The organism is Kitasatospora sp. SUK 42 (genome assembly GCF_015776785.2).
Classification (GTDB): domain Bacteria; phylum Actinomycetota; class Actinomycetes; order Streptomycetales; family Streptomycetaceae; genus Kitasatospora.
In genome coordinates, this window is the sequence record NZ_LFMD02000002.1 from 2,046,506 (window position 1) to 2,068,687 (window position 22,182).

Annotated in this window: 18 protein-coding genes, 3 tRNA genes and 2 pseudogenes; 13 read left to right on the top strand and 10 right to left on the bottom strand. The window is 74.3% G+C overall.

Annotated features, from left to right (window positions below; translation table 11 throughout):
- The first annotated feature begins 77 nt into the window (after positions 1-77).
- From RZ50_RS08915 to RZ50_RS08925, 4 genes are all read left to right on the top strand, one after another.
- Complete coding sequence (locus tag RZ50_RS08915) at positions 78-1,391, top strand: MFS transporter (protein ID WP_196947340.1); 1,314 nt, start codon at positions 78-80, stop codon at positions 1,389-1,391.
- Positions 1,384-2,748, top strand: coding sequence for an FAD-binding oxidoreductase (locus RZ50_RS08920; RefSeq protein ID WP_196947341.1), 1,365 nt, complete (start codon positions 1,384-1,386; stop codon positions 2,746-2,748). The genes RZ50_RS08915 and RZ50_RS08920 overlap by 8 nt, the downstream gene beginning before the upstream one ends.
- A 439-nt stretch (positions 2,749-3,187) precedes the next feature.
- Positions 3,188-3,313 (top strand): hypothetical protein, encoded by a 126-nt coding sequence (locus RZ50_RS29680; RefSeq protein ID WP_256463666.1) that lies wholly within the window; start codon positions 3,188-3,190, stop codon positions 3,311-3,313.
- Between the two features lie 481 nt (positions 3,314-3,794).
- Complete coding sequence (locus tag RZ50_RS08925) at positions 3,795-4,559, top strand: pyridoxal 5'-phosphate synthase (protein ID WP_196947342.1); 765 nt, start codon at positions 3,795-3,797, stop codon at positions 4,557-4,559.
- Positions 4,560-4,644: 85 nt separating this feature from the next.
- On the opposite strand, the gene RZ50_RS08930 is transcribed toward RZ50_RS08925, so the two are convergent.
- Complete coding sequence (locus RZ50_RS08930) at positions 4,645-5,709, bottom strand: DMT family transporter (RefSeq protein ID WP_196947343.1); 1,065 nt, start codon at positions 5,707-5,709, stop codon at positions 4,645-4,647.
- A gap of 163 nt (positions 5,710-5,872) precedes the next feature.
- Here RZ50_RS08930 and RZ50_RS08935 point away from each other — a divergent pair, with 163 nt between their 5' ends.
- Together RZ50_RS08935 and RZ50_RS08940 are read left to right on the top strand one after the other, a co-directional pair.
- The gene (locus tag RZ50_RS08935) at positions 5,873-6,742 is read left to right on the top strand and encodes a DUF1906 domain-containing protein (RefSeq protein WP_196947344.1); all 870 of its coding nucleotides are present in this window, start codon (positions 5,873-5,875) and stop codon (positions 6,740-6,742) included.
- Positions 6,743-6,986: 244 nt separating this feature from the next.
- On the top strand, positions 6,987-8,648 hold the full coding sequence (locus RZ50_RS08940) for a long-chain fatty acid--CoA ligase (RefSeq protein WP_196947345.1): 1,662 nt from the start codon (positions 6,987-6,989) through the stop codon (positions 8,646-8,648).
- A 77-nt stretch (positions 8,649-8,725) separates the two neighbouring features.
- Here RZ50_RS08940 and RZ50_RS30085 read toward each other — a convergent pair whose 3' ends face one another.
- Together RZ50_RS30085 and RZ50_RS30090 are read right to left on the bottom strand one after the other, a co-directional pair.
- Positions 8,726-9,757, bottom strand: coding sequence for a response regulator (locus tag RZ50_RS30085; RefSeq protein WP_308271539.1), 1,032 nt, complete (start codon positions 9,755-9,757; stop codon positions 8,726-8,728).
- 1,345 nt (positions 9,758-11,102) lie between these two features.
- Positions 11,103-12,161, bottom strand: a pseudogene (locus RZ50_RS30090) (PAS domain-containing protein); the annotation flags it as partial.
- A 178-nt stretch (positions 12,162-12,339) separates the two neighbouring features.
- Here RZ50_RS30090 and RZ50_RS08950 point away from each other — a divergent pair.
- The 3 genes from RZ50_RS08950 to RZ50_RS08960 all read left to right on the top strand — a co-directional run bounded on the left by RZ50_RS08950 (position 12,340) and on the right by RZ50_RS08960 (position 12,860).
- Positions 12,340-12,433, top strand: a tRNA-Ser gene (locus tag RZ50_RS08950).
- A 242-nt stretch (positions 12,434-12,675) separates the two neighbouring features.
- Positions 12,676-12,751, top strand: a tRNA-Arg gene (locus RZ50_RS08955).
- Positions 12,752-12,784: 33 nt separating this feature from the next.
- Positions 12,785-12,860 (top strand) — tRNA-Arg (locus RZ50_RS08960).
- A 90-nt stretch (positions 12,861-12,950) separates the two neighbouring features.
- Here RZ50_RS08960 and RZ50_RS30095 read toward each other — a convergent pair.
- Positions 12,951-14,153: a globin domain-containing protein gene (locus RZ50_RS30095; protein ID WP_308271540.1), complete on the bottom strand. Its 1,203-nt coding sequence runs from the start codon at positions 14,151-14,153 to the stop codon at positions 12,951-12,953.
- 14 nt (positions 14,154-14,167) lie between these two features.
- Complete coding sequence (locus RZ50_RS08970; protein WP_196951360.1) at positions 14,168-14,335, bottom strand: hypothetical protein; 168 nt, start codon at positions 14,333-14,335, stop codon at positions 14,168-14,170.
- A 334-nt stretch (positions 14,336-14,669) separates the two neighbouring features.
- Between RZ50_RS08970 and RZ50_RS29695 the strand changes: the two genes are divergently transcribed.
- The 3 genes from RZ50_RS29695 to RZ50_RS08980 all read left to right on the top strand — a co-directional run bounded on the left by RZ50_RS29695 (position 14,670) and on the right by RZ50_RS08980 (position 17,262).
- Complete coding sequence (locus RZ50_RS29695) at positions 14,670-14,798, top strand: hypothetical protein (RefSeq protein WP_256463667.1); 129 nt, start codon at positions 14,670-14,672, stop codon at positions 14,796-14,798.
- Between the two features lie 197 nt (positions 14,799-14,995).
- Complete coding sequence (locus RZ50_RS08975; RefSeq protein WP_196951361.1) at positions 14,996-16,297, top strand: SPFH domain-containing protein; 1,302 nt, start codon at positions 14,996-14,998, stop codon at positions 16,295-16,297.
- Positions 16,294-17,262, top strand: a complete 969-nt coding sequence (locus RZ50_RS08980; protein ID WP_196951362.1) for a C40 family peptidase — start codon at positions 16,294-16,296, stop codon at positions 17,260-17,262. The genes RZ50_RS08975 and RZ50_RS08980 overlap by 4 nt, the downstream gene beginning before the upstream one ends.
- Positions 17,263-17,321: 59 nt before the next feature.
- Here RZ50_RS08980 and RZ50_RS08985 read toward each other — a convergent pair whose 3' ends face one another.
- On the bottom strand, positions 17,322-18,266 hold the full coding sequence (locus RZ50_RS08985) for an aldo/keto reductase (RefSeq protein WP_374199903.1): 945 nt from the start codon (positions 18,264-18,266) through the stop codon (positions 17,322-17,324).
- A 163-nt stretch (positions 18,267-18,429) separates the two neighbouring features.
- Between RZ50_RS08985 and RZ50_RS08990 the strand changes: the two genes are divergently transcribed.
- The gene (locus tag RZ50_RS08990; RefSeq protein WP_196951364.1) at positions 18,430-18,633 is read left to right on the top strand and encodes a hypothetical protein; all 204 of its coding nucleotides are present in this window, start codon (positions 18,430-18,432) and stop codon (positions 18,631-18,633) included.
- A 54-nt stretch (positions 18,634-18,687) separates the two neighbouring features.
- On the opposite strand, the gene RZ50_RS08995 is transcribed toward RZ50_RS08990, so the two are convergent.
- The 4 genes and pseudogenes from RZ50_RS08995 to RZ50_RS09010 form a co-directional block, all read right to left on the bottom strand.
- Positions 18,688-19,710 (bottom strand): endo alpha-1,4 polygalactosaminidase, encoded by a 1,023-nt coding sequence (locus RZ50_RS08995; RefSeq protein ID WP_308271541.1) that lies wholly within the window; start codon positions 19,708-19,710, stop codon positions 18,688-18,690.
- Positions 19,711-19,732: 22 nt separating this feature from the next.
- Positions 19,733-20,428, bottom strand: a complete 696-nt coding sequence (locus RZ50_RS09000; protein WP_196951365.1) for a spherulation-specific family 4 protein — start codon at positions 20,426-20,428, stop codon at positions 19,733-19,735.
- A complete protein-coding gene (locus RZ50_RS09005; RefSeq protein ID WP_196951366.1) occupies positions 20,425-21,342 on the bottom strand; it encodes an NAD(P)-dependent oxidoreductase in 918 nt (305 codons plus the stop codon). Before RZ50_RS09005 ends, RZ50_RS09000 begins: the two co-directional genes overlap by 4 nt.
- Positions 21,343-21,461: 119 nt before the next feature.
- A pseudogene (locus RZ50_RS09010) lies at positions 21,462-22,163 on the bottom strand (NDP-sugar synthase); the annotation flags it as partial.
- Positions 22,164-22,182: the final 19 nt, after the last annotated feature.

Genomic DNA, 22,182 nt, shown 5'->3' on the forward strand with positions numbered 1-22,182 from the left:
GCGCGGCGCCGGAGTTCCCGCTCGCGGCCGTCCGCTGTTTGCCCTCGACCTGGTCGAGGGTCCTAGCGTCGCCCGGCATGACCACTGCCACCGCCACCGCCGCCGGCGCGCTGCCCCGCTCGTACCTGTGCTGGCTGGCCGGCGTCCAGGCCGGGCTGCTGGGCGACGCCGCGCTGTACTTCGCCCTCGGCTGGGCCGCCTCCGCACACGGCGGCGGGGCGGCCGGGCTGGTGCTGACGGCGATCACCGTGCCGCGTACGGCGCTGGTCCTGCTGGGCGGCGCGGTGGCGGACCGGTTCGGCGCCCGTCGGGTGCTGCTCGTCGGGGACACGGTGATGCTGGGCGCGACCGCCGTACTGGCGCTCGTGGCGGCCGGCCGCAGCGCGCCGCTGTGGCTGCTGGTCGCGGCGGCCGCCGTGATCGGGACGGTCGACGCCTTCCACCTCCCGGCGAGCGGTTCGATGCCGCGCCGGCTGGTGCCCGCCGACCGGCTGCCTCGGGCGCTCGCGCTGCGGCAGGCCGGCGGGCAGGTCGCCGTGCTGCTCGGGGCGCCGGTGGGCGGCCTGTTGGTCACCGCCGGCGGGCTGTCCGGCGCGGCGGCGGTGGACGCGGTGAGCTTCGGGGTCGTCCTGCTGGTCCTGCTGCGGATCCGGCCGGGGGAGGGGGAGCCCGCGCCCGTCGCGCGGACGGGGCTGCTGCGCGAGGCGGCGTCCGGAGTCCGGCTGGCCCTGGGCGATCCGCTGTTGCGGGTGGCGCTGCTGCTCACCGGCGCCGCCGCCGGGGCGCTGCTGCCGGTGGTGTCCCTGCTCGGTCCGCTGCTCGTCCGGGAGCGCGGCTGGACGGCGGGGGCGGCAGGCCTGGTGACGGGCGGTCAGGCGGCCGGGGTGCTCGCGGTGGCGGTGCTGGTCGCCTGGCGCGGCGGACTGGCCAGGGCGGGTGTCGGGGCGGCCGCCGGGCTCGGTACGGCCTCGGTGGGCATCGCGCTGCTGGCGCTGGCCGCCGACCCGGCGGTGGCGGTGGGCGGCGGCACGGTGGTCGGGGTCGGCTCGGGGCTGTTCGCCTGCCACCTCGGCCCGCTGGTGCTCGGCGGTGCGCCGCCCTCCCATCTCTCCCGGGTGCAGGCGCTGTTGACGCTGGTGCAGAGCGCCGCCCTGGTGCTGTCCAACGGCCTGCTCGGTCTGCTCGCGGACACCGCGGGCGCCGCCCTGCCGACCGTCCTCTGCGCCCTCGCCACCGGCGCGGCAGGCCTGACCGCCCTCGCCGTCCCCGCCTTCCGTCGCGGTGGACCGGCCCGCCGTCCGGCCGCGGGGCCCACTTGCCCGGGCACCTCCCGGCGGGCAGAGTGCGGAGGTGGAGGCGGCTCGGGGGCGAGTGGAGGCGGCGATGAGTGATCTGACGGACCGGCTGGTGCGGGGCCTCCCGGCGGAGGCCGTGGTGGTGGATCCGGACGTGACCGCCGGCTACAGCAGGGACATGGCGGGGTTCTGCGCCGCCGGTACGCCCGCCGTCGTGGTGTTCCCGGAGACGGTCGAGCAGGTGCAGCACGTGCTGCGCACCGCGACGGAGCTGCGGGTGCCGGTGGTGCCGCAGGGGGCGCGGACCGGGCTGTCGGGGGCGGCGAACGCCGTGGACGGGTGCATCGTGCTGTCCATGGTGAAGCTGGACCGGATCCTGGAGATCGATCCGGTGAACCGCGTCGCGGTCGTGGAGCCGGGCGTGGTGAACGCCGAACTCTCGCGCGCGGTGGCCGAGTCGGGGCTCTCCTACCCGCCGGACCCGTCCAGCTGGGAGTCCTGCACGATCGGCGGCAACATCGGTACCGGCGCGGGCGGGCTGTGCTGCGTGAAGTACGGCGTCACCAGCGAGTACGTGCTCGGGCTGGACGTGGTGCTGGCCGACGGGCGGCTGCTGACCACCGGGCGCCGGACGGCCAAGGGCGTGGCCGGGTACGACCTGACCAGGCTGCTGGTCGGCTCGGAGGGCACGCTCGGCGTGGTGGTCCGGGCGGTGCTGGCGCTGCGGCCCGCGCCGGCCCCGCAGCTGGCGCTGGCGGCGGAGTTTCCGAGCGCGGACACGGCCGGGGCGGCGGTCTGCGAGGTGATGGCGCGCGGCCTGACCCCGTCGCTGATGGAGTTGATGGACGCGGTCTCGGTGCGGGCCGTCAACGAGCTGGGGCGGATGGGGCTGCCGGAGTCGACCCAGGCGCTGCTGCTGGTGGCCTTCGACGGGCCGGACCGGGAGGCCGAGCTGGCCCGGGTCGCGCAGCTGTGCCGGGAGGCCGGGGCGACCGAGGTGGTGCCGGCCGAGGACCAGGCGGAGTCCGATCTGCTGCTGGCCGCCCGGCGGCTGGCGCTGCCCGCGCTGGATCGGCTGGGCACCACGATGATCGACGACGTGGCGGTGCCGCGCTCCCGGCTGGCCGAGATGCTGAACGGCGTCGCGGGGATCGCCGAGCGCAACGCGCTGACCATCGGGGTGGTCAGCCACGCCGGGGACGGCAACACCCATCCGATCGTGATCTTCGACGCCGCGGACCAGGACGAGACGGCACGGGCGCAGCGCTCCTTCGACGAGATCATGGCGCTCGGGCTGGAGCTGGGCGGCACGATCACCGGGGAGCACGGGGTGGGGCTGCTCAAGCGGGACTGGCTGGCCCGTGAGGTGGGGCCGGTGGCGCTGGACCTGCAACGGCAGCTGAAGGCGGTCTTCGACCCGCTGGGCATTCTCAATCCGGGCAAGATGGTCTGATTTTTCACCAGTCGGATTCACGTCACATCGCCGCGGTCTCCGATGTGGCGCATTTTCCGTACGACTTTCCGATGGTCTATGAATGGCTGGGAAAGTCGACATGGGAGGGTGATCGAACTTTCCAGGGGGCGCGTGCGTCAGTGAACTGCGCCGGGGTGGTGCGCTCGGTGGTTCGCGCGGCGGCGAAGCGCCTGGTCCGGGAGGTGGGCGAGCGGGCGCTGGAGGATGAAATCCGCAGGTCAGAGGCGTGTCGCCGATGTGCTGTCCGGGTTTTTCGCCGTTATGCGCGGCTGCGCTGGATATCACGCTAACGGGCGAAAACGGCCCTGTCGGCTAGTGCTTTGTCGATTTGTTGCGGAAGTCTGTCTCCCGGCGTCGCAGCCAGCGAGTGTTCGTCCGGCCGGCGAACTCCCGCACCTTCCTGCTTGACCATGGCACGATGAACAGCTTCTTGGAGGCTCATATGGCTTGCTTCCACCCCCGAGGGGTGGCCGGATCGCTGCTGGCGGGTGCTGGTGCCGCCGCCGACGACGGCAACGTCGTCCTCGCCCCGACCTTCCGCTGACCGCCCCGGGCACCACCGAAGGCGGGGGCGCCGGAGGTGGACGGCCGCGGGTGAGCTGAGCACCCGGGCAGGGCCCGAAGCGGTCACCGGGCGGAACTCCGCCCGGTCGCGGACCAGCGGAGCGAACGCGCCGCACGCATCGAACGGATCAAAGGGACCGAAGAACAGAGCTTGACCGGCCAGCGGAAAGGGTCGCCGTGAAGCCGGCCCCGTGGGCGGTGCCGCCATCGGCACCGCCCACGGGTGCGTCCGGCGCCGGATCGACGGAGCCGCCCCGCCCGTCCGAGCCCCCCTCCGCACCCCGTCCGCGCCCGCCCGCATCCCGTCCGACCGGCCCGGATCCGTCCACCGAGGGCCCGCGCCCGGAGCCGTCGGCCCACGGCGGTACGGTTGCGCTCCGACAACGCACCATGTGCCTGGGCCCGGAAGGGATGGCCCGGCCGGGGCGGACGACCGCGGCAACCGGAAGGAAGGGCGTGCGATGGCGGCGGAGGACGAGGGCCTGACCGGCTCGGACGGAGCCAGGCCTGTACCGGAGGCTGGTCCGGTGCCACTGGACGAGCGCCGGCCCGGGACCAGGTCCGTCCCCGAGCTGCTGCTCGGCCGTCCGCCGATGGCCCGCCCGCTGCCGTCCTTCGACCACGAGGCGGCCCCCGCCGAGCCCGGCCCGCTGTTCGTGGAGTGGCTCGCCACCGCGCTGGACGCCGGGGTGCTGGACCCGCAGGCCTTCACCCTCTCCACCGTCGACGCGGACGGCGTGCCGGACGCCCGGGTGCTGGTGCTGCGCGACATGGACGCGGCCGGCACCGGCTGGAACTTCTCGGCCGCCGCCGACAGCCCCAAGGGCCGCCAGCTCGCCAACCATCCGGCCGCCGCGCTGACCGTCTACTGGCCGCAGCTCGGCCGCCAGGTGCGGGTCCGTGGCACCGTCGAGCGGGCCGCCGACCTGGTCGCCGCCGCCGAGTTCGCCACCCGCTCGCCCGCCGCCCGGGTCGGTGCGCTGGTCGGGCGGCAGAGCGAGCCGCTGGCCTCGCTGGCCGAGTACGACGAGGCGGTGGCGGTCGCCCGTCGCCGGCTGGAGGTCACTCCGGACGCGGTCGCGCCCTGGCACGCGGTCTACACCCTGTGGGCGCACGAGGTGGAGTTCTGGCAGGGCGACGCCCAGCGCCGGCACGTCCGGCTGCGCTACACCCGCAGCGGCCCGGTCCGCAGCCCGGAGTGGTCGCGCACCCTGCTCTGGCCGTAGGGCCGTAGGGCCGTAGGGCCGCAGAGCCGCAAGGCGGTCAAGCCGAAGGGCCGTCGGAGCCCGACGGTCCGTCAGCACCGCCCCGTCAGCGCCGCCCGGTCAGCGTGGCCCCCACGCTGGCCGCCACCACGCAGCCGATCCCGGCCAGCTGCGCCGCCCCCAGCAGCTGGCCGAGGACCACCAGCCCGACCAGCGCGCTGACCGCCGGCTCCAGGCTGACCAGCACGCTGAACACCCGCTGCGGCATCCGGCGCAGCGCGGTCATCTCCAGCGCGTACGGGATCACCGGCAGCAGCAGTGAGACGCCGGCCACCGCGGCGAGCAGCAGCACCGGTGAGGCGCCGGGCGCGGTCAGCCCGTTCCAGGCCTCGCCCAGCCCGAACGGCGCCAGGGCCAGCGCGCCGACCGTCATCGACACCGCGAGGCCCTGGAATCCCTGGAAGGTGGCGCCGACCTTGTCGGTGAACAGGATGTACACCGAGTAGCAGGCGGCCGCGCCGAAGGCGTACAGCAGGCCGACCGGGTCGAGCGAGCTACCGCCCTCGCCCTCGCCGAGCAGGGTCAGCAGCACCACGCCGGCCGCCGCGAGCAGTGCCCAGACCAGGTGGCTGGCGCGCCGGGCGAAGACAAGGGCGACGGCGAGCGGGCCGAGGAACTCGATGGTCGCGGCGGTGCCCATCGGCAGCCGGTCGATCGCCCCGGCGAACAGGAAGGTCATTCCGGCCGAGGCCACGCCGAGCAGCGCGGCCGCGGCGAGGTCGCGCGGGCGCTTGTCGCGCAGCTTCGGCCGGGTGACGGCGAGCAGGACGACCGCGGCGAAGCCCAGCCGCAGGAAGGTCGTGCCGCTGACCCCGAGCGGGCCGAACAGCGGCTTGGACAGCGCGATGCCGGTCTGCACCAGGAACATCGCGACGACACAGAGAAGCGGCGCCGGGATCCTCTCCGGGCGCCGCAGGACCTTGCCGAACCGGCCGCTGGATCGGCCGGGGTGCACCCCCGGGGGCGCCGCGGAGCCGGGCTCCCCACCTCGTCGCCAGCTGCCCCGCTCGCCGGCAGGCTCGCCCTTGGGGGCGGGCGGCATGGCAAGGGCCTCGGCGACCGAGGCGGCCGAGGTGGGCGCAGCGGTTTCGCTGGTATGGGAGGTGGGCATACTGATGAGTTTGCCGTAAGGAGTGATAAACCAGCAAGCTCGTTACAGTGGCCGGGCGGGAAACGGGACGGATACGGACGGGTGCGTCCGAAAGGGTGGACTCGCGCGGGCCCCGCGGCGTGGTTGACGCAATCGTCCGATGGTCCGTCAGTATCAAGGCCGGGTGCGCCATCTCCGCTCCGCGGCCCTGCTCGCCGCCACCCTCGTGCTCCTGCTGGCCACCGGTGGAACGGGCGCGAGCGCCCAGGCCGCCACCCGGGCCGTCACCCTCCCCCGTATCCGGACCGTCACGCTGCCCGACCGGCACGGCCCGCCCCGGATCCGTGACGACTGGTCCGGCCCCGCCTTCGACGCCTGCGACGCACCCGCGCTCGGCACCCTGCTGGCCTGGCGCTCCGCCTCTCCGTACGAGGCGATCGGCATCTACGTCAGCGGCTCCCAGCGCGCCTGCGGCCAGGCCAGGCTCACCGCCGAGTGGGTCCGTCAGGCGCGGGCGATGGGCTGGCGGTTCCTGCCCGTGCACGTCGGCCTCCAGGCGCCGTGCGCCGAGCTGAGCCACAAGCCCAAGCGGATCGACCCGGCCAACGCCGTCCAGCAGGGCCGCGCCGAGGCCGGCGAGGCCGTGGGCGCGATGAGGGCGCTCGGCTTCGGCAACGGCAGCCCGGTCTACCTGGACATCGAGGCCTACCCGATGAGCGACCCCGCCTGCGGCCAGGCCGTGGTCGACTTCACCCTCGGCTGGACCCAGGCCCTGCACTCGGGCGGGTACCGCTCCGGCTTCTACTCCAGCCTCGGCTCCGGCGTCGCCGACCTCGCCGCCGCCGCCCGGGCCGGCAGCTCCCCGCTCCCCGACGGCCTCTGGTACGCCCGCTGGGACGACCGGGCCGACACCTCCGGCTCCGGCGCCCTCGCCGCCGACCTCTGGGTGGCCCACCAGCGCGTCCACCAGTACCACGGCAACGTCGAGGAGACCTACGCCGGCGCCACCCTCGCCATCGACCGCGACCAGGTCGACGGCCCCACCGCCTCCTGAGGGCCGCGCCGGCGGGAGGCGAGGGCGACGAGGGAGACGAGGGAGACAAAGGGCACACGGAAGCGGGAGAAAACGGGCAGGAGGAGGGCGGAGGGAGAAATCGGGGCGAATCCGTGATCCGTGCAACGGGATCGAGGTACTGACAGCGGACCGGCGGGGCGGCACAATCGGGCACGTCCGCGCGCATTACCGCCCGGTAGGTGTGCCGCTGGAGCCGTCAGTGCCACCAGGTCAAGGAGGACCCGTGTTCAGCACGATGCAGGACGTACCGCTCACCGTCGCCCGAATCCTGGAGCACGGGTCCACGATCCACGCCCGCTCGACCGTCACCACCTGGGACGGCACCGGACCCGTCGTCCGGACGTACGCCGAGGTCGGCGCCCGCGCCGCCCAGCTCGCCTGGGCGCTGCGCGACGAACTCGGCTGCACCGAGTCGAGTGTTATCGGCACGTTGATGTGGAACAACACCGAGCACCTGGAGGCGTACCTCGCCGTCCCCTCGATGGGCGCGGTGCTGCACACGCTGAACCTGAGGCTGCCCGCGCGGCAGCTGTCGTTCATCATCGACCACGCCGCCGACCACGTGATCATCGTCAACGGCAGCGTCCTGCCGCTGCTCGCCGCCGTGCTGCCGGAGCTGGCGCCCACCCTCAGGCACATCGTGGTGGCCGGCCCCGGCGACCGCTCGCTGCTGGCCGGCTTCGCGGGCGGGGTGCACGACTACGAGGAACTGATCGCGGGCCGGCCGACCGACTACCCGTGGCAGCACGACATCGACGAGCGCCAGGCCGCCGTGCTCTGTTACACCTCCGGCACCACCGGGGACCCGAAGGGCGTGCTCTACAGCCACCGCTCGGTCTACCTGCACTGCATGCAGGTCAACACCGGCGACAACTTCGCCTTCACCCCGCGCGACACCGCGCTGCCGGTGGTCCCGATGTTCCACGTGAACGCCTGGGGCATCCCGCACGCCGCCTTCATGTCCGGCGCCAACCTGCTCATGCCGGATCGTTTCCTCCAGCCCAAGCCGATGGCCGAGATGATCGCCGCCGTCCGCCCGACCGTCAGCGCCGCCGTCCCGACCATCTGGAGCGGCCTGCTGGACGAGCTGGACGCGGGCGACTACGACACCTCCAGCCTGCGCATGGTGGTCATCGGCGGCAGCGCCTGCCCGCCCTCGCTGATGAAGGGCTACGAGGAGCGCCACGGCATCCGCGTGCTGCACGCCTGGGGCATGACCGAGACCTCCCCGCTCGGTTGCTTCGCCCAGCCGCCGGGTGGCCTCACCCCCGAGGAGGAGTGGCCGTACCGGATAACCCAGGGCATCTTCCCGGCCTCCGTCGAGGCCCGGCTGATCGGCCCGGGCGGCGAGCGGATGCCGCACGACGGCGTCGCCGCGGGCGAGCTGGAGGTGCGCGGCCCCTGGATCGCCGGGGCGTACTACGGCGGCGCCGGGCAGGACCCGGTCCGCCCGGACGACAAGTTCTCCGAGGACGGCTGGCTGCGCACCGGCGACGTGGGCACCATCACCGCCGACGGCTACCTGACGCTCACCGACCGGGCCAAGGACGTGATCAAGTCCGGCGGCGAGTGGATCTCCTCCGTCGACCTGGAGAACCAGCTGATGGCCCACCCCGAGGTGGCCGAGGCCGCCGTGGTCGCCGTACCGGACGAGAAGTGGGGCGAGCGCCCGCTGGCCACCGTGGTGCTGCGCCCGGGCGCGACCGTCGGGCTGAAGGAGCTGCGGGCCTTCCTGGCCGAGCGGGTCGCCTCCTGGCAGCTGCCGGAGCGCTGGGCGATCGTCGAGTCGGTGCCGAAGACCTCGGTCGGCAAGTTCGACAAGAAGGTGATCCGGGCCGGCTACGCGGCCGACGAGCTGGACGTCACGGTGCTCGGCAAGGAGTAGCGGACTGAGGAGTGGCGGACGAGCAGGGGGGCCGGTCCCGTACGGAACGGGGCCGGCCCTCCTGCGTGCGTCCGGGATCAGCCCGCGGCGGCGACGCCCGCCTCGCCCATCGCGCCGATCCGCCCGAGCAGGTCGACGATGCGGGACTGGACGTCCTCGCTGGTCGAGCGCTCGGCGAGGAACAGCACCGTCTCGCCGGTGCGCAGCCGGGGCAGTTCGCGCGGGTCGAGGTCGACCGAGGTGTAGACCACCAGCGGGGTGCGGTGCAGCCGGTCGTTGGCGCGCAGCCAGTCCAGCAGGCCGACCCTTCGGCGGCGGATCTGGAACAGGTCCATCACCACCAGGTTGGGCTGCACGCTGCTGGCCCGGGCGACCGCGTCGTTCTCGTCCACCGCGTGCTCGACGTGCATGCCGCGCCGCTCCAGGCTGCTGATCATCGCGGCGGCGATGTCCGGATCCCCCTCGACCAGCAGCACCCGCGGGGCGTGGTGCTCGCCGTCGCGCGGCGCGAGGGCGCGCAGCAGCACGGCCGGGTCGGCGCCGTACGCGGCGTCCCGGGTGGCCTGGCCGAGACCGGCGGTGACCAGCACCGGAACGCGGCGGTTGAGCGCCGCGGTGCGCAGCGACTGCAGTGCGGTACGGGTGATCGGGCTGGTCAGCGGGTCGACGAAGAGCGCCGCGGGGAAGCCGCCGACCTGGGCGTCCACCTCCTCGCGGGAGCGGACGATCACCGGCAGGTAGCCGCGCGCCTGGAGGGCCTGGTTGGTGGCCGGGTCGGGCTCGGGCCAGACCAGCAGCCGACGGGTGTTGGCCAGTTCGCCGGTCGGGGCCGACGGCCGCTCGGCCGGGAGCGGCGCCTCGGCGGCGGGCAGCTCGGCCATCGGGCGCGGGGCGGTCCTGGCCTCGGCCGGTACCGGCGGGAGGGCGGGCACCGGAGCCGCACCGGGCGCGGTGTCGAGCGCGGTCCCGAGCGGGCGCGGCGGGGCGAGCTCGGCCAGGCCGCTGCCGACCGGCCGGGGAGCGGCCTGTTCCTCGGCGGTGGGCAGGGCCGGGCGGGCGGGTTCCAGCGCGGCGGGGCCGCCCTGCTGCGCGGGGGCCGGGGCCTCCAACAGGGTCGGGAACTCCAGCAGCGTGAGCGGGCAGGGCGTGCTCCAGGCCGGGGTACGCCGGGGCCTCGGGCATCCCGGGCAGCGCGAAGCCGCCCGAGGAGTCCTCGGCGGAGGGCAGGGCGCGACGTCGGCGCGGCTTGGCCTCGCCCGCCTCCCCGACAGGGGCGTCGCCCGACTGCGCGGGGGCGTCGCCGGCGGCGTCGGCGGGGGCCGGGCCGAGCGCGAGCGGCTCCCGCCCGGCGGGGCGCTCCTGCGGCGGGCGCCCGCCCTCGACGGGTACGGCGTACGCGGGGCCGGAGCGGCCGTCGTCCTTGCCCCAGGGGTCGGTCCGCTCGGCCTCCGGGCCGGCCGGGCCCCGGCGGCCGTACGCCGGGTCGTTCCCGGTGCCGTTCCACTGCTCGGGGACGGCCCGTTCGACCCGGGCGGGGGCGTCGGGCCACTGGTCGGCCGGGCCGGCGGGGGCGGCGGGGGCCGGGGGTTCCTCGGCGGCGGGACGGCCGCGCCGCCCACGGCGCTCGGCCGGGGGTTCCTCGGCGGGCGCCGGCTCGGGCTCCGGGGTCTCGGCGGCGGGCCGCTCGGCGTCCGCGGCGGGTTCGGCGGCCTCGCCGCTGCTGGGCAGCTGCGGGATTCCCGGCAGCTCGGGCAGGACGGCGCTGTCGCCCTCCTTCGGCCGGTCCGAACGGCCCTCGGCGGCCGCACGCTCGGCGGCGGCCTTCGCGGCGGCCGGGTCCAGAGGCAGCTCGACCACGTACGTGGTCCCGGCCTTGCCGGGCAGCTCGTGCGGCTGGAGCACGCCACCGTGGCGCTCGACCACCGCGCGGGCTATCGGCAGGTGGACGGGGCTGCCGCCGACGCCGGGGCCGCGGATCTCGACCCGGGCGACCTCGCCGCGCTGGGCGGCGGCCAGGACGACGGTCGGGGGCTCGGCGGCCGCGGGCGGTGCGGGCGGGGCGCCCAGCCCGGGAGCGGACAGGCCGGGGACGGCCAGTCCGGGGGAGGGGACGCCCGGGTCGTCCAGGGCGAGGCCGGTGCCGCTGACGTCGGCGACCAGGTGGGCCAGCGCCCGGGCGAGCCGCCGCTCGTCGGCGATCACCTCGACCGCGGCGGCGTGCACCGAGAAGCGCACCCGGCCCGGGCCGACCAGCGCACCGGCCTCCTCGACGGCCCGGCGGACCACCTTGTCGAGGCCGACCGGCACCCGCTTCGCGGCCTTCCGTCCGTCCTCGGCGTCCCGGCCGTCCTTGGGGTCCTTGCCGTCCTTGGCGGTCTTGTCGGCCCCGGCGTCCTTGTCGTCCTTGGGGCTGCGGCCCTCCACGGAGCCGCGGACCTCCGCGGGGCCGCTCTCCCCGGTCTCGGAACGCTGGTGTTCGAGGACGTCGTCGATCAGCTTGCCGAACCGGCGGCACTCGTCGGCGAGCCGGCGCAGCGTCCAGTTGGCCTCCGGCCAGAGCTGCCCGGCCGGGTCGGCGGCGAGCGCGTCCAGCCGCTGGTTCAGCGCGCTCAGCGCACCGCCCAGCTCGCCCTCCAGGACGGCGGTGAGCTGCGTGTTGCGGGCGATCAGGGCGAGTTCGCGGCTGCGGTCGGTGAAGGTCATCACCGCGCCGACCAGCTGGTCGCCGTCCCGGACCGGGGCGGTGGTGAGGTCGACGGTGACCGGGCGGCCGTCCTTGCGCCACAGCACGGTGCCGCGCACCCGGTGCTTGCGCCCGGAGGTCAGGGTGTCCAGCAGCGCGGACTCCTCCAGCGCCAGCGGGGTGCCGTCGGCCCGGGAGTGCTGGATCAGCGGGTGCAGCTCGCGCCCGCCCAGCTCGCTCGCCCGGTACTCCAGGATGTGCGCGGCGGCCGGGTTGACCAGCACGCAGCGCCCCTCCAGGTCCACCCCGAGCACGCCCTCGGCGGCGGCCCGCAGGATCATCTCGGTCTGCTTGTGCTGGCGGCGCAGCTCGGCCTCGACGCCGAGCCGGCCGGAGAGGTCGCGGACCAGCAGCAGGAGCAGGTCGGAGGAGGAGGGAGAGCGCGAGCCCTCCCGGTACGGGTCGTACGGCGCGAGCGGGGAGCGCGCGTAGGAGTCCCCGCTCTCGTCGACGAAGTCGTTGCCGCAGACCTCGACCGGGAAGGTGGTGCCGTCGGTGCGGTGGGCGGTCATCCGGACCGGGCGGTCGGGGGCGTCGCCGTCCCGGGTGGCCGGGCGCATCGAGCCGGGGATCCGGCTGGGATCGAACTCGGGCAGCAGGCCCAGCACGCCCATGCCGACCAGTGAGGTGCCCGGCGCCTGCAGCGCCTGGACCGCCGCGCTGTTGGCGTCGACGACGGTGCCGTTGCTGTTCACCAGCAACAACGCGTCGGGCAGGGCGTCGAGTATGGCGGCGAGGCGAGCAGCGCCTCGGATCGGCCTGCTGCTCACGTCGACAGGTCTCCTCGGCTCAGGGCAGCTCCTCCGGAGTCGGCAGTATCTCATTCTTCTTTGCGGCGGGGACGACCCGCCTAGTAACGTGGGCGGTGGTTGGTGCCGAGCCCCACGGTTGTGGCATCATCACTGACACACGGAACGGGTCCGCTGCACGCGGGCGTGGTCCATGTGGGGAGGCTTCGCCTAGTCCGGTCTATGGCGCCGCACTGCTAATGCGGTTTCGGGGTTATTCCTGATCGAGGGTTCAAATCCCTCAGCCTCCGCCAACCGGGAGCCCCGTCGACGATCTTGTCGGCGGGGCTCTTCGCATGCCCGGGGGCGGCCGCCCGCCCGCGCCGGGGCAGCCCTCCGCCCACTCCAGGGCTCGCCGCCCGCCCCCTCCGGGGCCGCCCTCCGGTCGGTCCGACGAGGGCCCGCCGGTGGCCCCGGGCTTATCGATTTCGCCCCGCGTCGCAGGTCATGTAATGTTGTCCCCGCAACGCCCCGGGGGCCACGGTCACCAGGGCGAGCGCTCATAGCTCAACGGATAGAGCACTTGACTACGGATCAAGAGGTTGCAGGTTCGAATCCTGCTGAGCGCACCACAACCTCCGCAAGATCGGGTTCGCCCGTTCCTTGCGCTCATAGCTCAACGGATAGAGCACTTGACTACGGATCAAGAGGTTGCAGGTTCGAATCCTGCTGAGCGCACCAGTGAGAAGCCCCCGGCCACCGGCCGGGGGCTTCTCCCGTTGTGGCGCCGGTCACCTGCCCCGGCTGCCCGTCCCGGTCATGTGTCCCGGATCACCCCAGATCGGTCCGGTTGATCCACGGCACGTCCCGGTGGTCCAGGAACCAGTCCGAGCTGGTCAGCGGCCGGTCCCGGTTGAAGGTCAGCGGAGCCGGGTCGTGCCTGATCAGCCCGGGTGCGGAGGGCAGGGCGCGGAGCAGTTCGGCGAGCTCGGCGACCAGCTCGGGCGGGCCGCTGAGGTGGACGTCCCAGCCGGCGAAGTCGCCGTGCCGCCGCAGCGTCTCCCGGAGCAGCGCGGTGACCCCGTCCGGTCCCGCGGTCGGGCCGGGGACGGCCGTGAGCACCCGTAGCCGGGGATTGCGGACGAGCATCCGGCGGACGGTGTCCAGGTCGTACTGTCCGGCCGCCGAGCGGGCCGCCAGCAGCACGGTGGCCTCGCGCTCCGGCTGTTCGGCGGTGAGCTGCTCCAGCAGAGCCTTGGTCTGCCCCCAGCCGCTGCCGGCGGCCACCAGCAGCAGCGGCCGCCGCGAGGCGGGGGCGAGCACCGCGTCGCCGAGCGGCGGTCCGAGCCGCAGCAGTTCGCCGGGCATCACGTCCTGCACCAGGAGGGTGCTCAGCAGCCCGCCGGGCACCCGCCGCACGTGCACCTCCAGGCCGCCGTCGGAGCGCGGCGCGTTGGCGATCGAGTACGGCCGCCAGACCCGGGGCGCCCGGGGGCTGCTGATCGTGACGTACTGGCCGGCGGTGAAGGGGTACGGGCGCATCGGGGCGATGGTGAGCACGACCAGGTCCGGCGCGGCCCGGCGCCGGGAGGCGACCTCGGCCTCCCACCAGGCGGGGTCGTCCTCCGGGAGGCCGGCGGCGGATCCGGTCATCACCTGGGCGATCACGGTGTAGGCCTCGGTCCAGGCCTTCTCCGTCTCCGGCGTCCAGTAGTGCCCGGAGCACTGCCGCAGCGCGGCGATCAGGCTGGCCCCGAAGGCCGGGTAGTGCTCGGGTGCGACCTGGAACTTGCGGTGGTCGCGTCCGAGCGCCCGCAGGTACTCGGTGAGCCGCTCGGGATCGTCCAGCCGCAGCACGATCCGGGTGAGCGCGGCGAACATCCGGTCCCGCTGCTCGTGCAGGGAGGCGGGGAAGAGCGACCGCAGCCCGGGGTTGTGGTTGAACAGGTGGGCGTAGAAGAAGGTGGTCAGGTGGTCGGCGCGGCGTTCGACGATGGCGAAGCTGGCGCGGATGACCGCGGGGTCGAAGGGCACCGCGCCGCCTCCTGCTAAGCCGGCCGGGCTTCGGTGAGTGCCGCGCCCGCGGTGTCGCCGACCGGGCCGCGGACACCGGGATCGTGCTCGAACAGGTGCCGGCGGAAGTATTCGGCGACGGCGGGGTCGTGGGGCTCCACGGCCGCGTGACCGCGCTTGCCGAGTACGGGGTCCATAGTCACGGAGCCCGACTCTACTGAGCGGGCGGGTTATTCGAACAGAGTTCTCCGATGAATGGTCAGGTACTGGACGCTGGTGCCCGCCGGATTGGCCGGAGCCTCCCCTCTCCCGGGCGCTCCGCTGGGCCGTTCGGGTGGGATCTATTGCCTCCTAGTGGATGAAATGCAGCTGTTTCGGGTACATCCCGTCCTGCCGCACGGATGACCGCCAAACGGGTGGGACGCGGCCAAAAGCCCAGGTGTCGCGGTATGACCGGCCCAGGATCGTGATTCCTTTTTGTCCGATCTTGCTCCAGACCGCCCGCCGCCCCGGCAGCCGACCGCGAAGGAGAGCCGGATGAGCCGACAGGTTTCCCGTACGGCTGCCGCCTTGGCCGTCCTCACCGACCGCCCCCGCCGTCCCTGCCCTGCCGACCCCGAGCGCCGCTCCCGCCTCCAGCGCCGGCCCGGCTCCCGGTGGCGCTGACCCGCGCCGAACCATCCCGACCATCCGCTCATGTGCCTGCGCGTCAGATGAGTCAGTCTTGGACGATTCGTCAGGAAATGTCGACACACCTAGCTCAAATGTCGCATTTGATGACGTATGAACTTAGCCTGACTCTGGCACTGCCCGTCAGATCCGGGCCGCCCGTTGCGCGACACACCGACCCAGAGGATCCGTGCATGGACGTCACCCGCGATTCGTCGCAGCGACCCGACAACCTGCCCAAGTCGTTCCCACCGGCACTGCCGGAACGTTCCGGCGCCAGCCCGATGGCCAAGACCGCGACCGTCACCGCGCCCGCCGGAGTGACCGTCAACGTGGCCAAGGTCGCCAGGCCGGTCGGCCCGGCCGACGGCGGCCCGGTGACCACCCCGCTGGCCGTCGTTCCCGCCCCCTCCCAGGCCAGCCCGACCGACCTGCGGGACCCGCTGGAGACCGTCGCCCCGGAGACCGTCGAACTCCCCGACCTCGCCCCGGTCGGCGCCCCCGCCGCCGCCACCTCCCGCCGCCCCCCGCGCGCCGACCAGGCGCTGCGCGAGCAGTCCGCCACCGCCCTGCCCGGCTGGATCCCCGTGCTGGCCGTGCTGATCGGACTGGCCGGGGTGCTGTTCGTCCTGCTGCGCACCGGCGTGATCCCGCACTGGGACTGGATGCCCGATCTGCGCGGCTCCGCCGCCAAGGAGAGCGGCCAGGCCGAGGTGGAGGTCCGGTCCGTCGCCGCGGCCGGCGCGGCCGGGCTGCTGGTGGTGCTCGCCCTCGCCGGCCTGCTGGCCAACGCGGGCGGTGAGACCCGGGTGCTGACCCGCTGGGGCCGCTACCGGGGCACCGTCCGCAGAACCGGTCTGGTCTGGGTCAACCCGCTGCTGCGCCGCCGCCGGGTGGACGTGCGGCTGCGGCACTGGCGCAGCGAGTCGGTCAAGGTGGTCGACCGCACCGGCACCCCGATCGTGGTCCGGCTGCTGATCGTCTGGCGGGTCAAGGACACCGCCCGGGCGCTGCTCGCGATCGAGGACCACGAGAGCTACCTGCGCGAGCAGGTGCAGGCGGTGCTCACCCGCACCGCGTCCACCCTGCCGTGCGACAGCAACGCCGCGCCCGGGCCCGCGCTGCGCGACGGGCAGTGGTTCGCCGACGAGATGACCCGGGCGCTGGCCGCCGAGGCCGCCCCCGCGGGCCTGGAGGTCTACTCGGTGCAACCGCTGGCGCTGGACTACGCCCCCGAGGTCGCCGAGTCGATGCGGCGCCGTCGGCTGGCCGACCTGGACGCGGGCCTGCGGACCGTGCTGGTCGACGACGCGGTGGAGGCGGCGGCGCTGGCCGTGCGCCGGCTGGAGCGGGCGACCGCGCACGAACTGGACGAGGCCGCCCGCAGCGCGCTGATGGAGCAGCTGCTCGTCGCCTTCGTCGCGCCGGCCGGAGTGGCCGCCTCGGTACCGCCCCCGGCCGCCCGAGCCGGGCGGAAGGAAGGACGACCCGCATGAGGATAGCCACCGGCGCCTACGCCGAACCCGGTACCGGAGCCGGCGCGGATTCAGGCCTGATGGGCTTCGAGGAGCGCCTCGGCAGCATCCCCGCGATCACCGGCTGCGGCTGCCCGAACTGCGCGGCCCGGCCGCGCACCGCCCAGGCCGCGGCGGTGGGCGGCGGCCGAATACACCGGGCGGTGCGAAGTACCTGCCTGGCCACCACCGTGCTGGCGGGCGCCGGCGTGGTCGGCCTGACGGCCGGTGCCGGGTCCGCGCAGGCCGCGGCCGGCCAGCAGGGCTGGGACGGTTCGAAGTACTGGTTCAAGAACGACGGCGGCGAGTGGCGCTGGACCAGCCACTACAACGTCTACACCGACCGCACCGGCGGCTCCGGGAGCTCCGGCGGCCAGTCCGTCTCGAACGGCTCGGCCTCCGGCTCCGTGCCGGGCCAGGGCTGGGACGGCTCGAAGTACTGGTTCAAGAACAGCAGTGGCGAGTGGCGCTGGACCAGCCACTACGACGTCTACGCGAGCCGCACCGGCCAGTCCGGCGGCGGCTCCGCCCCGGCCCCCAGCGAGCCGAGCACCCGCCCCTCCTCGAACAGCACGCCGGCCTCCGGGAGCATGGAGGCGGCCATCGACTACGCGCTCGCCCAGCTCGGCAAGCCGTACGTCTGGGGCGGCAACGGCCCGTCGGGCTACGACTGCTCGGGGCTGGTCCAGCAGGCCTACCGGCGCGCGGGCATCAGCCTGCCGCGGGTGGCGGACGACCAGTACGCGGCGACCACGCCGATCAGCTCGGGCCAGCTGCGCCGCGGTGACCTGGTGTTCTGGTCGGACAGCGGCCGGGCCTCGGGGATCCACCACGTGGGGATCTACCTGGGCGGCGGAAAGTTCGTGGAGGCACCCCGGCCGGGCACGACCGTCCGGATATCGACGCTCAGCTCGGGCTACTACCCGACCCACTTCGGACGGCCGTAGGGCCGGCGGAACGCACCGGGCCCCGACGGCTGGATCGCCGTCGGGGCCCGGTCGCGTGCTCAGGCGGAGGCTTCGTCCAGCAGGGCGGTCTGCTCCGCGGTGAGCTCCAGCGTGGCGCCGGCCAGCAGCGGGGGCAGCTGCTCGACGGTGCGGGCGCTCGCGATCGGGGCGGCGACCGTCGGACGGGCGGTCAGCCAGGCCAGCGCCACCGTGGCGGGCTCGACCCCGTGCTCGGCGGCCACCTTGTCCAGCGCCTCCAGCACCCGGGGGCCGCGCGGGTCGGCCAGGTAGCGGGCGGCGCCCTCGGCGCGGGCGCTGTCCACCTCCGCACCGCCCGGGCGGTACTTGCCGGTCAGGAAGCCGGAGGCAAGCGCGTAGTACGGGACGGTGGCGAGGCCGTGCTCGGCGACCACGTCGGCCAGCGGGCCCTCGAAGGTGCCGCGGGAGACCAGGTTGTAGTGCGGCTGGACCGCGACGTACCTGGCCAGGCCCTCGCGCTCGGCGAAGGCCAGCGCCTCGGACAGCCGCTCGGCGGAGATGTTGGAGGCGGCCACCGCCCGGACCTTGCCCTCGCGGACCAGCGAGTCCAGCGCGGTGACGAACTCCTCGACCGGGGTCTCGTCGTCGCGGTGGGTGTAGTACAGGTCGATCCGGTCGACGCCCAGGCGGCGCAGCGAGGCCTCGGCCGCGGACTTGATGGTGGCCGCGCCCAGGCCGCTCGCCTCGGGGTGCATGCCCACCTTGGTGGCGATCACGATGTCGTCGCGGTTGCCGCGGCTGCGCAGCCAGTTGCCGATGACGGTCTCCGACTCTCCGCCGATGTTGCCCGGGGCCCAGGAGGAGTAGACGTCGGCGGTGTCGATGAAGTTGCCGCCGGCCGCCGCGTAGGCGTCCAGGACGGCGAAGGACTGCTGTTCGTCGGCCGTCCAGCCGAAGACGTTGCCCCCGAGGGAGAGCGGGAAGACGGACAGGTCGGAGGTGCCGAGGCTCACCCGGCGGTGCATTCCGGTCATGGAGGAAGTCAACCTCATTGTGCGGCAGCCCATTCCGGGATCGGCGTCGTTTTCACGCGCCCGTCGTACCGGCGTCGCACGTCGGAGTGGTGCGGCCGCCGGACGAGGGGTCCGGGGTGTGCCTGAGGTGCGCCGATTCGTTAGAGTCCCTGCCATGGCTGACAACGAGTACGACCCCGCCGGTAGCACCCAGATGTTCCGGGCGTTCGTCGACGAGAGCCCGGCGCCCCAGGCACCGGGATCCGTCTCCACCTACAGCAGCGGCGGCAACAGCGGCAGTCGCACCGGCGTGATCGCGGTGATCGCCGTCGTCGCCCTGGCCGTCCTGGGTGCCGTCGTCTGGCTGGCGGTCAAGTGACCCTCGCGCGGGTGGCCCCGGTCCGGGTCACCCGCGCGACGGGAAGCACCGGCCTCAGCAGGGCTTGCGCCAGGCGTTGAGGTCGAGCTTCTTCTGCATCGAACTGAAGCCCAGCGCCTTGGTCTTGGCGCAGAACTGGTCCGTGTCGAGCTTGTACTCGACGTGGAAGACCGCCTTGCCCGCCTTGACGAAGGGCGACACCCGGTCGCACTCGTCGAACTGCGAGCACTCCTCGTTGACCGCGAAGTCGAAGTCCGGCAGCAGCGCGGGGATCTGGTCCAGGTCGTTCTTCAGGCCGATGGCCAGGCCGCGTTCGTGCGCGAGCTGCGCCAGCATCCGGTTGTACTTGAGCTGGTCGTCGGGGGTCAGCGGGAAGCCGCTGTTCTGGTTGTAGGCCTCGATGGTGTCCGGCTCGATGGCGTCGAAGCCCTTGCTCCTGCACATGTCGAAGCGGGCGGCCATCAGCGGCTTCAGCTGGTCGAGCTTGCGGATGTCGAACCACTTCTCGCCCTTCCAGCCGGTGTCCGAGCCCTGGAGGGACTTGGCGAAGGCGGCGGAGTCGGGACGGAAGTCCTCCCAGGAGCCGGCGTTGATGTAGCAGATCACCTTGCGGCCCTTGGCGTGCAGCGCGGCCACCACCGAGGCGTCGTTCTCGAAGCCGTCGATGTCGTAGACCGGTACGTCCACCGACTGGTCGACGGAGCCGCCGAGTTGCCACTGCCAGGTCAGCCCCGGGGTGGGCTGCCAGCGGGCGCCGGCCGGCGGCGGGGTGGGGCTGCCGGGCGGGGTGGCGGAGCCCGGCGGGGTGCCCGGAGGCGTGGTGCCGGCCGGGGTGCCCGGGGGCGTGGCCGCGGCGGGGGCGCTGGGCGAGCCGGGGGTGGCCGGGGCCGAGGTGGTGCCGGGGGTGCCGGAGGCGCCGGGAGTGCTCGGCGCGGTGGCCGCGGGCGGGCTGCTCGGGGTGCCGTCGGCCGAGTCCTGGTCGTCCTCCGAGCCCGAGCTGCTGCACGAGCTGACCAGCAGGGCGGTGGCGGTGGCGAGGGCCAGGGCGGCCGGCAGGAGCCGGGTACGGCGGTTCACGGTAGTCGAACTCCGGATCGGGTCAGGTCAGTTCGGCGGCGGCCAGGCCGTACGGCAGGGTGCGCCAGGGGTTGTCCCCGGCACCCGGCACGGCGCAGCCGACACCGGCTCGGCGGGCGGCGATCAGTGCGGAGGCGTCCTGGGCGGCTTCGGCCGGGACGTCGTAGACCAGGTGGCAGAAGCGGGAGGCCGCGTGGCGGCCGGTCCACAGCGGCAGCGTCATGGCGCGGTAGGCGTCCCAGTCGCCCTCGAAGGTGACCAGCAGGTCGGCCAGGCCGACCTCGGCGTACCCGGGGTCCGGGTGCTCGCCGTGGCCGAACACCACGGTGCCGCAGCCGGCCGCCCGGGCGGCGGTGGCCAGCCGTCGGTAGTGCGCCAACGCGCCCGGGTGGGTGGTGACCTGGTCGAGGTAGACGCCGGTGATGCCGTGCCTCTGACGGTACGTCAGAATGTCCGCCACCACGGCGGCGTGCGGCCGCCGGCCGTAGTCGGTGTCGGCGTAGCCGATCAACGGGAGCCCGGCGGCGCGGAGTTCGCCGGCGGCCTCGGCGAAGACGTGGTCCGGCGCCTCGCCCGGACCGTCCGCGAGGTTGAGCACCACGGCGGCGATCCGGGCGGGGTCGGCGGCGGCGACCGCCCGCCAGGCCGCCGGGTCCACCGCGGGGTGGACGTACAGCGGCACCAGCAGGCGGCCGTCGGGGTGGATCCCGGTGGTCATGCGACCACCGGGGTCGGTGCGGGCTCGGCGGTGCTGAGCCACAGGTCGCGCAGGGTGTCGGCGAGGTCGGTCACCGGGTGCCAGCCGAGTTCCCGGGCGGCGGCCGACACGTCGGCCTGCTGCCAGGAGACCGTGGCCGAGCGCTCGGATCCCGCCCCGCTCTCGTCGATCCGGCCGGTGAAGCCGGCCGCCGCGACCAGTCCGTCGGCGATCGCCCGGACCTGGCGGGCACGCCCGGAGGCGAGGTTGAGCACCCGGGGGAGCGGCCGGTCGGCGGTGACGGCCAGGCCGACCGCGTGGGCGACGTCCCGGGCTTCGACGAAGTCGCGGTAGGCGGAGAGGTCCCCGACCGTGATCACGCCGTCGGTGCCCTCGGGCGCCACCCGGCGCAGTTCCGCGGCCAGCCGGCCGGGCAGCGAGCCCGCGGGGGCTCCCGGGCCGACCGGGTTGAACACCCGCAGCACCACCGCGTCCAGCGGCGAGCCGGCCACCGCGAGGGAGCCGGCCAGCTTGGTCGCGCCGTACACGCCGACCGGGCGGGCGTCGGCCTCCTCGGACAGCGACTCGCCTTCGGCGCAGACGCCGTACTCTCCGGCCGAACCGATGTGCACCAGACGGGCCTTCGGGGCGCCGAACCGCAGCGCCTCGCAGAGCACCGCCGGGCCGCGGGCGTTCACCTCGGCGAGTTTGACCGCGCTGCCGGCCACCGCGCCGGCGAAGTTGACCACCACGTCGGGGGCCAGCGCGGCCAGTTCCTCGCCGAGCGGGCCGGCCTGGGCGGTGGCCAGGTCCAGCCGGAGGTCGTGGGCGGGCCGCCGGCCCGCGGTCAGCACGGTGGCACCGGGCAGTGACCGCAGGACGGTGGAGGCGTGACGGCCCAGGAAGCCGTCGCCGCCGAGTAGCAGGATTCTCACGCGGCCCGTCCGTCGCTGTCGGCGCCCGCGGCGGCGGGCTGGTCGATCGCGTCGTCCGGGGCGGTGCGGGCGGCCGGGATCGGCAGCTCCACCGGACCGGGCACGGCCGACTCGAAGGGCATCAGGACCGGGCGGATGGACGAGAACTCGGCGTTGGCCCGGTCGTAGTCGTCGGGGCGGCCGATGTCGAGCCAGTAGCCGCCGAAGTCGTAGGCGGCCGGCGGGGTGTCGGCGGCCAGCAGGTCGAGCACCAGCTCGTCGAAGCCCAGCGGCAGGCCGGGGGTGTACTTGGCGAGCGCCGCGCGGGAGACGCCGTACACGCCCATCGAGACGCGGTAGTCGATGCTGGGCTTCTCCTGGAAGCCGGTGATGGTGCCGGAGGCGGCGGTCAGCACACCGAAGTCGATCTTGACCTGGCGGGCGTAGGTGGCGATGGTCAGCGGGGCGCCGGACGCCTCGTGGTGCTTGAGCACCCCGGCGAAGTCCAGGTCGGTGAGGATGTCGCCGTTCATCACCAGGAAGTGCTCGGGCAGGCGGTCCTGCATGGTGAGCAGCGGGCCCATGGTGCCGAGCGGGCTGTCCTCGACGGCGTAGCCGACCCGCAGGCCCCACTGGGAGCCGTTGCCGACGTAGGCGCGGATGATGTGGCCGAGGTGGCCGATGGCCAGGGTGACGGTCTTGAAGCCCGCGGCGGCGAGCTGGCGCATCACGATCTCAAGGATCGCGTGCTGGTCGCCGATCGGGACGAGAGGCTTGGGAAGCGCGGTGGTGTACGGGCGGAGACGGACGCCCTTGCCGCCGGCCAGGATCACTGCGTGCATGGTGTTTCCCCCACGGAAA

Excerpts from the sequence above, each read along its gene's own strand:
- RZ50_RS08925 (WP_196947342.1), top strand. The coding sequence starts at position 3,795 with ATGGCGGCGGAGGACGAGGGCCTGACCGGCTCGGACGGAGCCAGGCCT.
- RZ50_RS08920 (WP_196947341.1), top strand. The coding sequence starts at position 1,384 with ATGAGTGATCTGACGGACCGGCTGGTGCGGGGCCTCCCGGCGGAGGCC.
- RZ50_RS08990 (WP_196951364.1), top strand. The coding sequence starts at position 18,430 with ATGGCTGACAACGAGTACGACCCCGCCGGTAGCACCCAGATGTTCCGG.
- RZ50_RS08975 (WP_196951361.1), top strand. The coding sequence starts at position 14,996 with ATGGACGTCACCCGCGATTCGTCGCAGCGACCCGACAACCTGCCCAAG.
- RZ50_RS29680 (WP_256463666.1), top strand. The coding sequence starts at position 3,188 with ATGAACAGCTTCTTGGAGGCTCATATGGCTTGCTTCCACCCCCGAGGG.
- RZ50_RS08930 (WP_196947343.1), bottom strand. The coding sequence starts at position 5,709 with ATGCCCACCTCCCATACCAGCGAAACCGCTGCGCCCACCTCGGCCGCC.
- RZ50_RS09000 (WP_196951365.1), bottom strand. The coding sequence starts at position 20,428 with ATGACCACCGGGATCCACCCCGACGGCCGCCTGCTGGTGCCGCTGTAC.
- RZ50_RS08980 (WP_196951362.1), top strand. The coding sequence starts at position 16,294 with ATGAGGATAGCCACCGGCGCCTACGCCGAACCCGGTACCGGAGCCGGC.
- RZ50_RS08985 (WP_374199903.1), bottom strand. The coding sequence starts at position 18,266 with ATGCACCGCCGGGTGAGCCTCGGCACCTCCGACCTGTCCGTCTTCCCG.
- RZ50_RS29695 (WP_256463667.1), top strand. The coding sequence starts at position 14,670 with ATGAGCCGACAGGTTTCCCGTACGGCTGCCGCCTTGGCCGTCCTCACC.
- RZ50_RS08915 (WP_196947340.1), top strand. The coding sequence starts at position 78 with ATGACCACTGCCACCGCCACCGCCGCCGGCGCGCTGCCCCGCTCGTAC.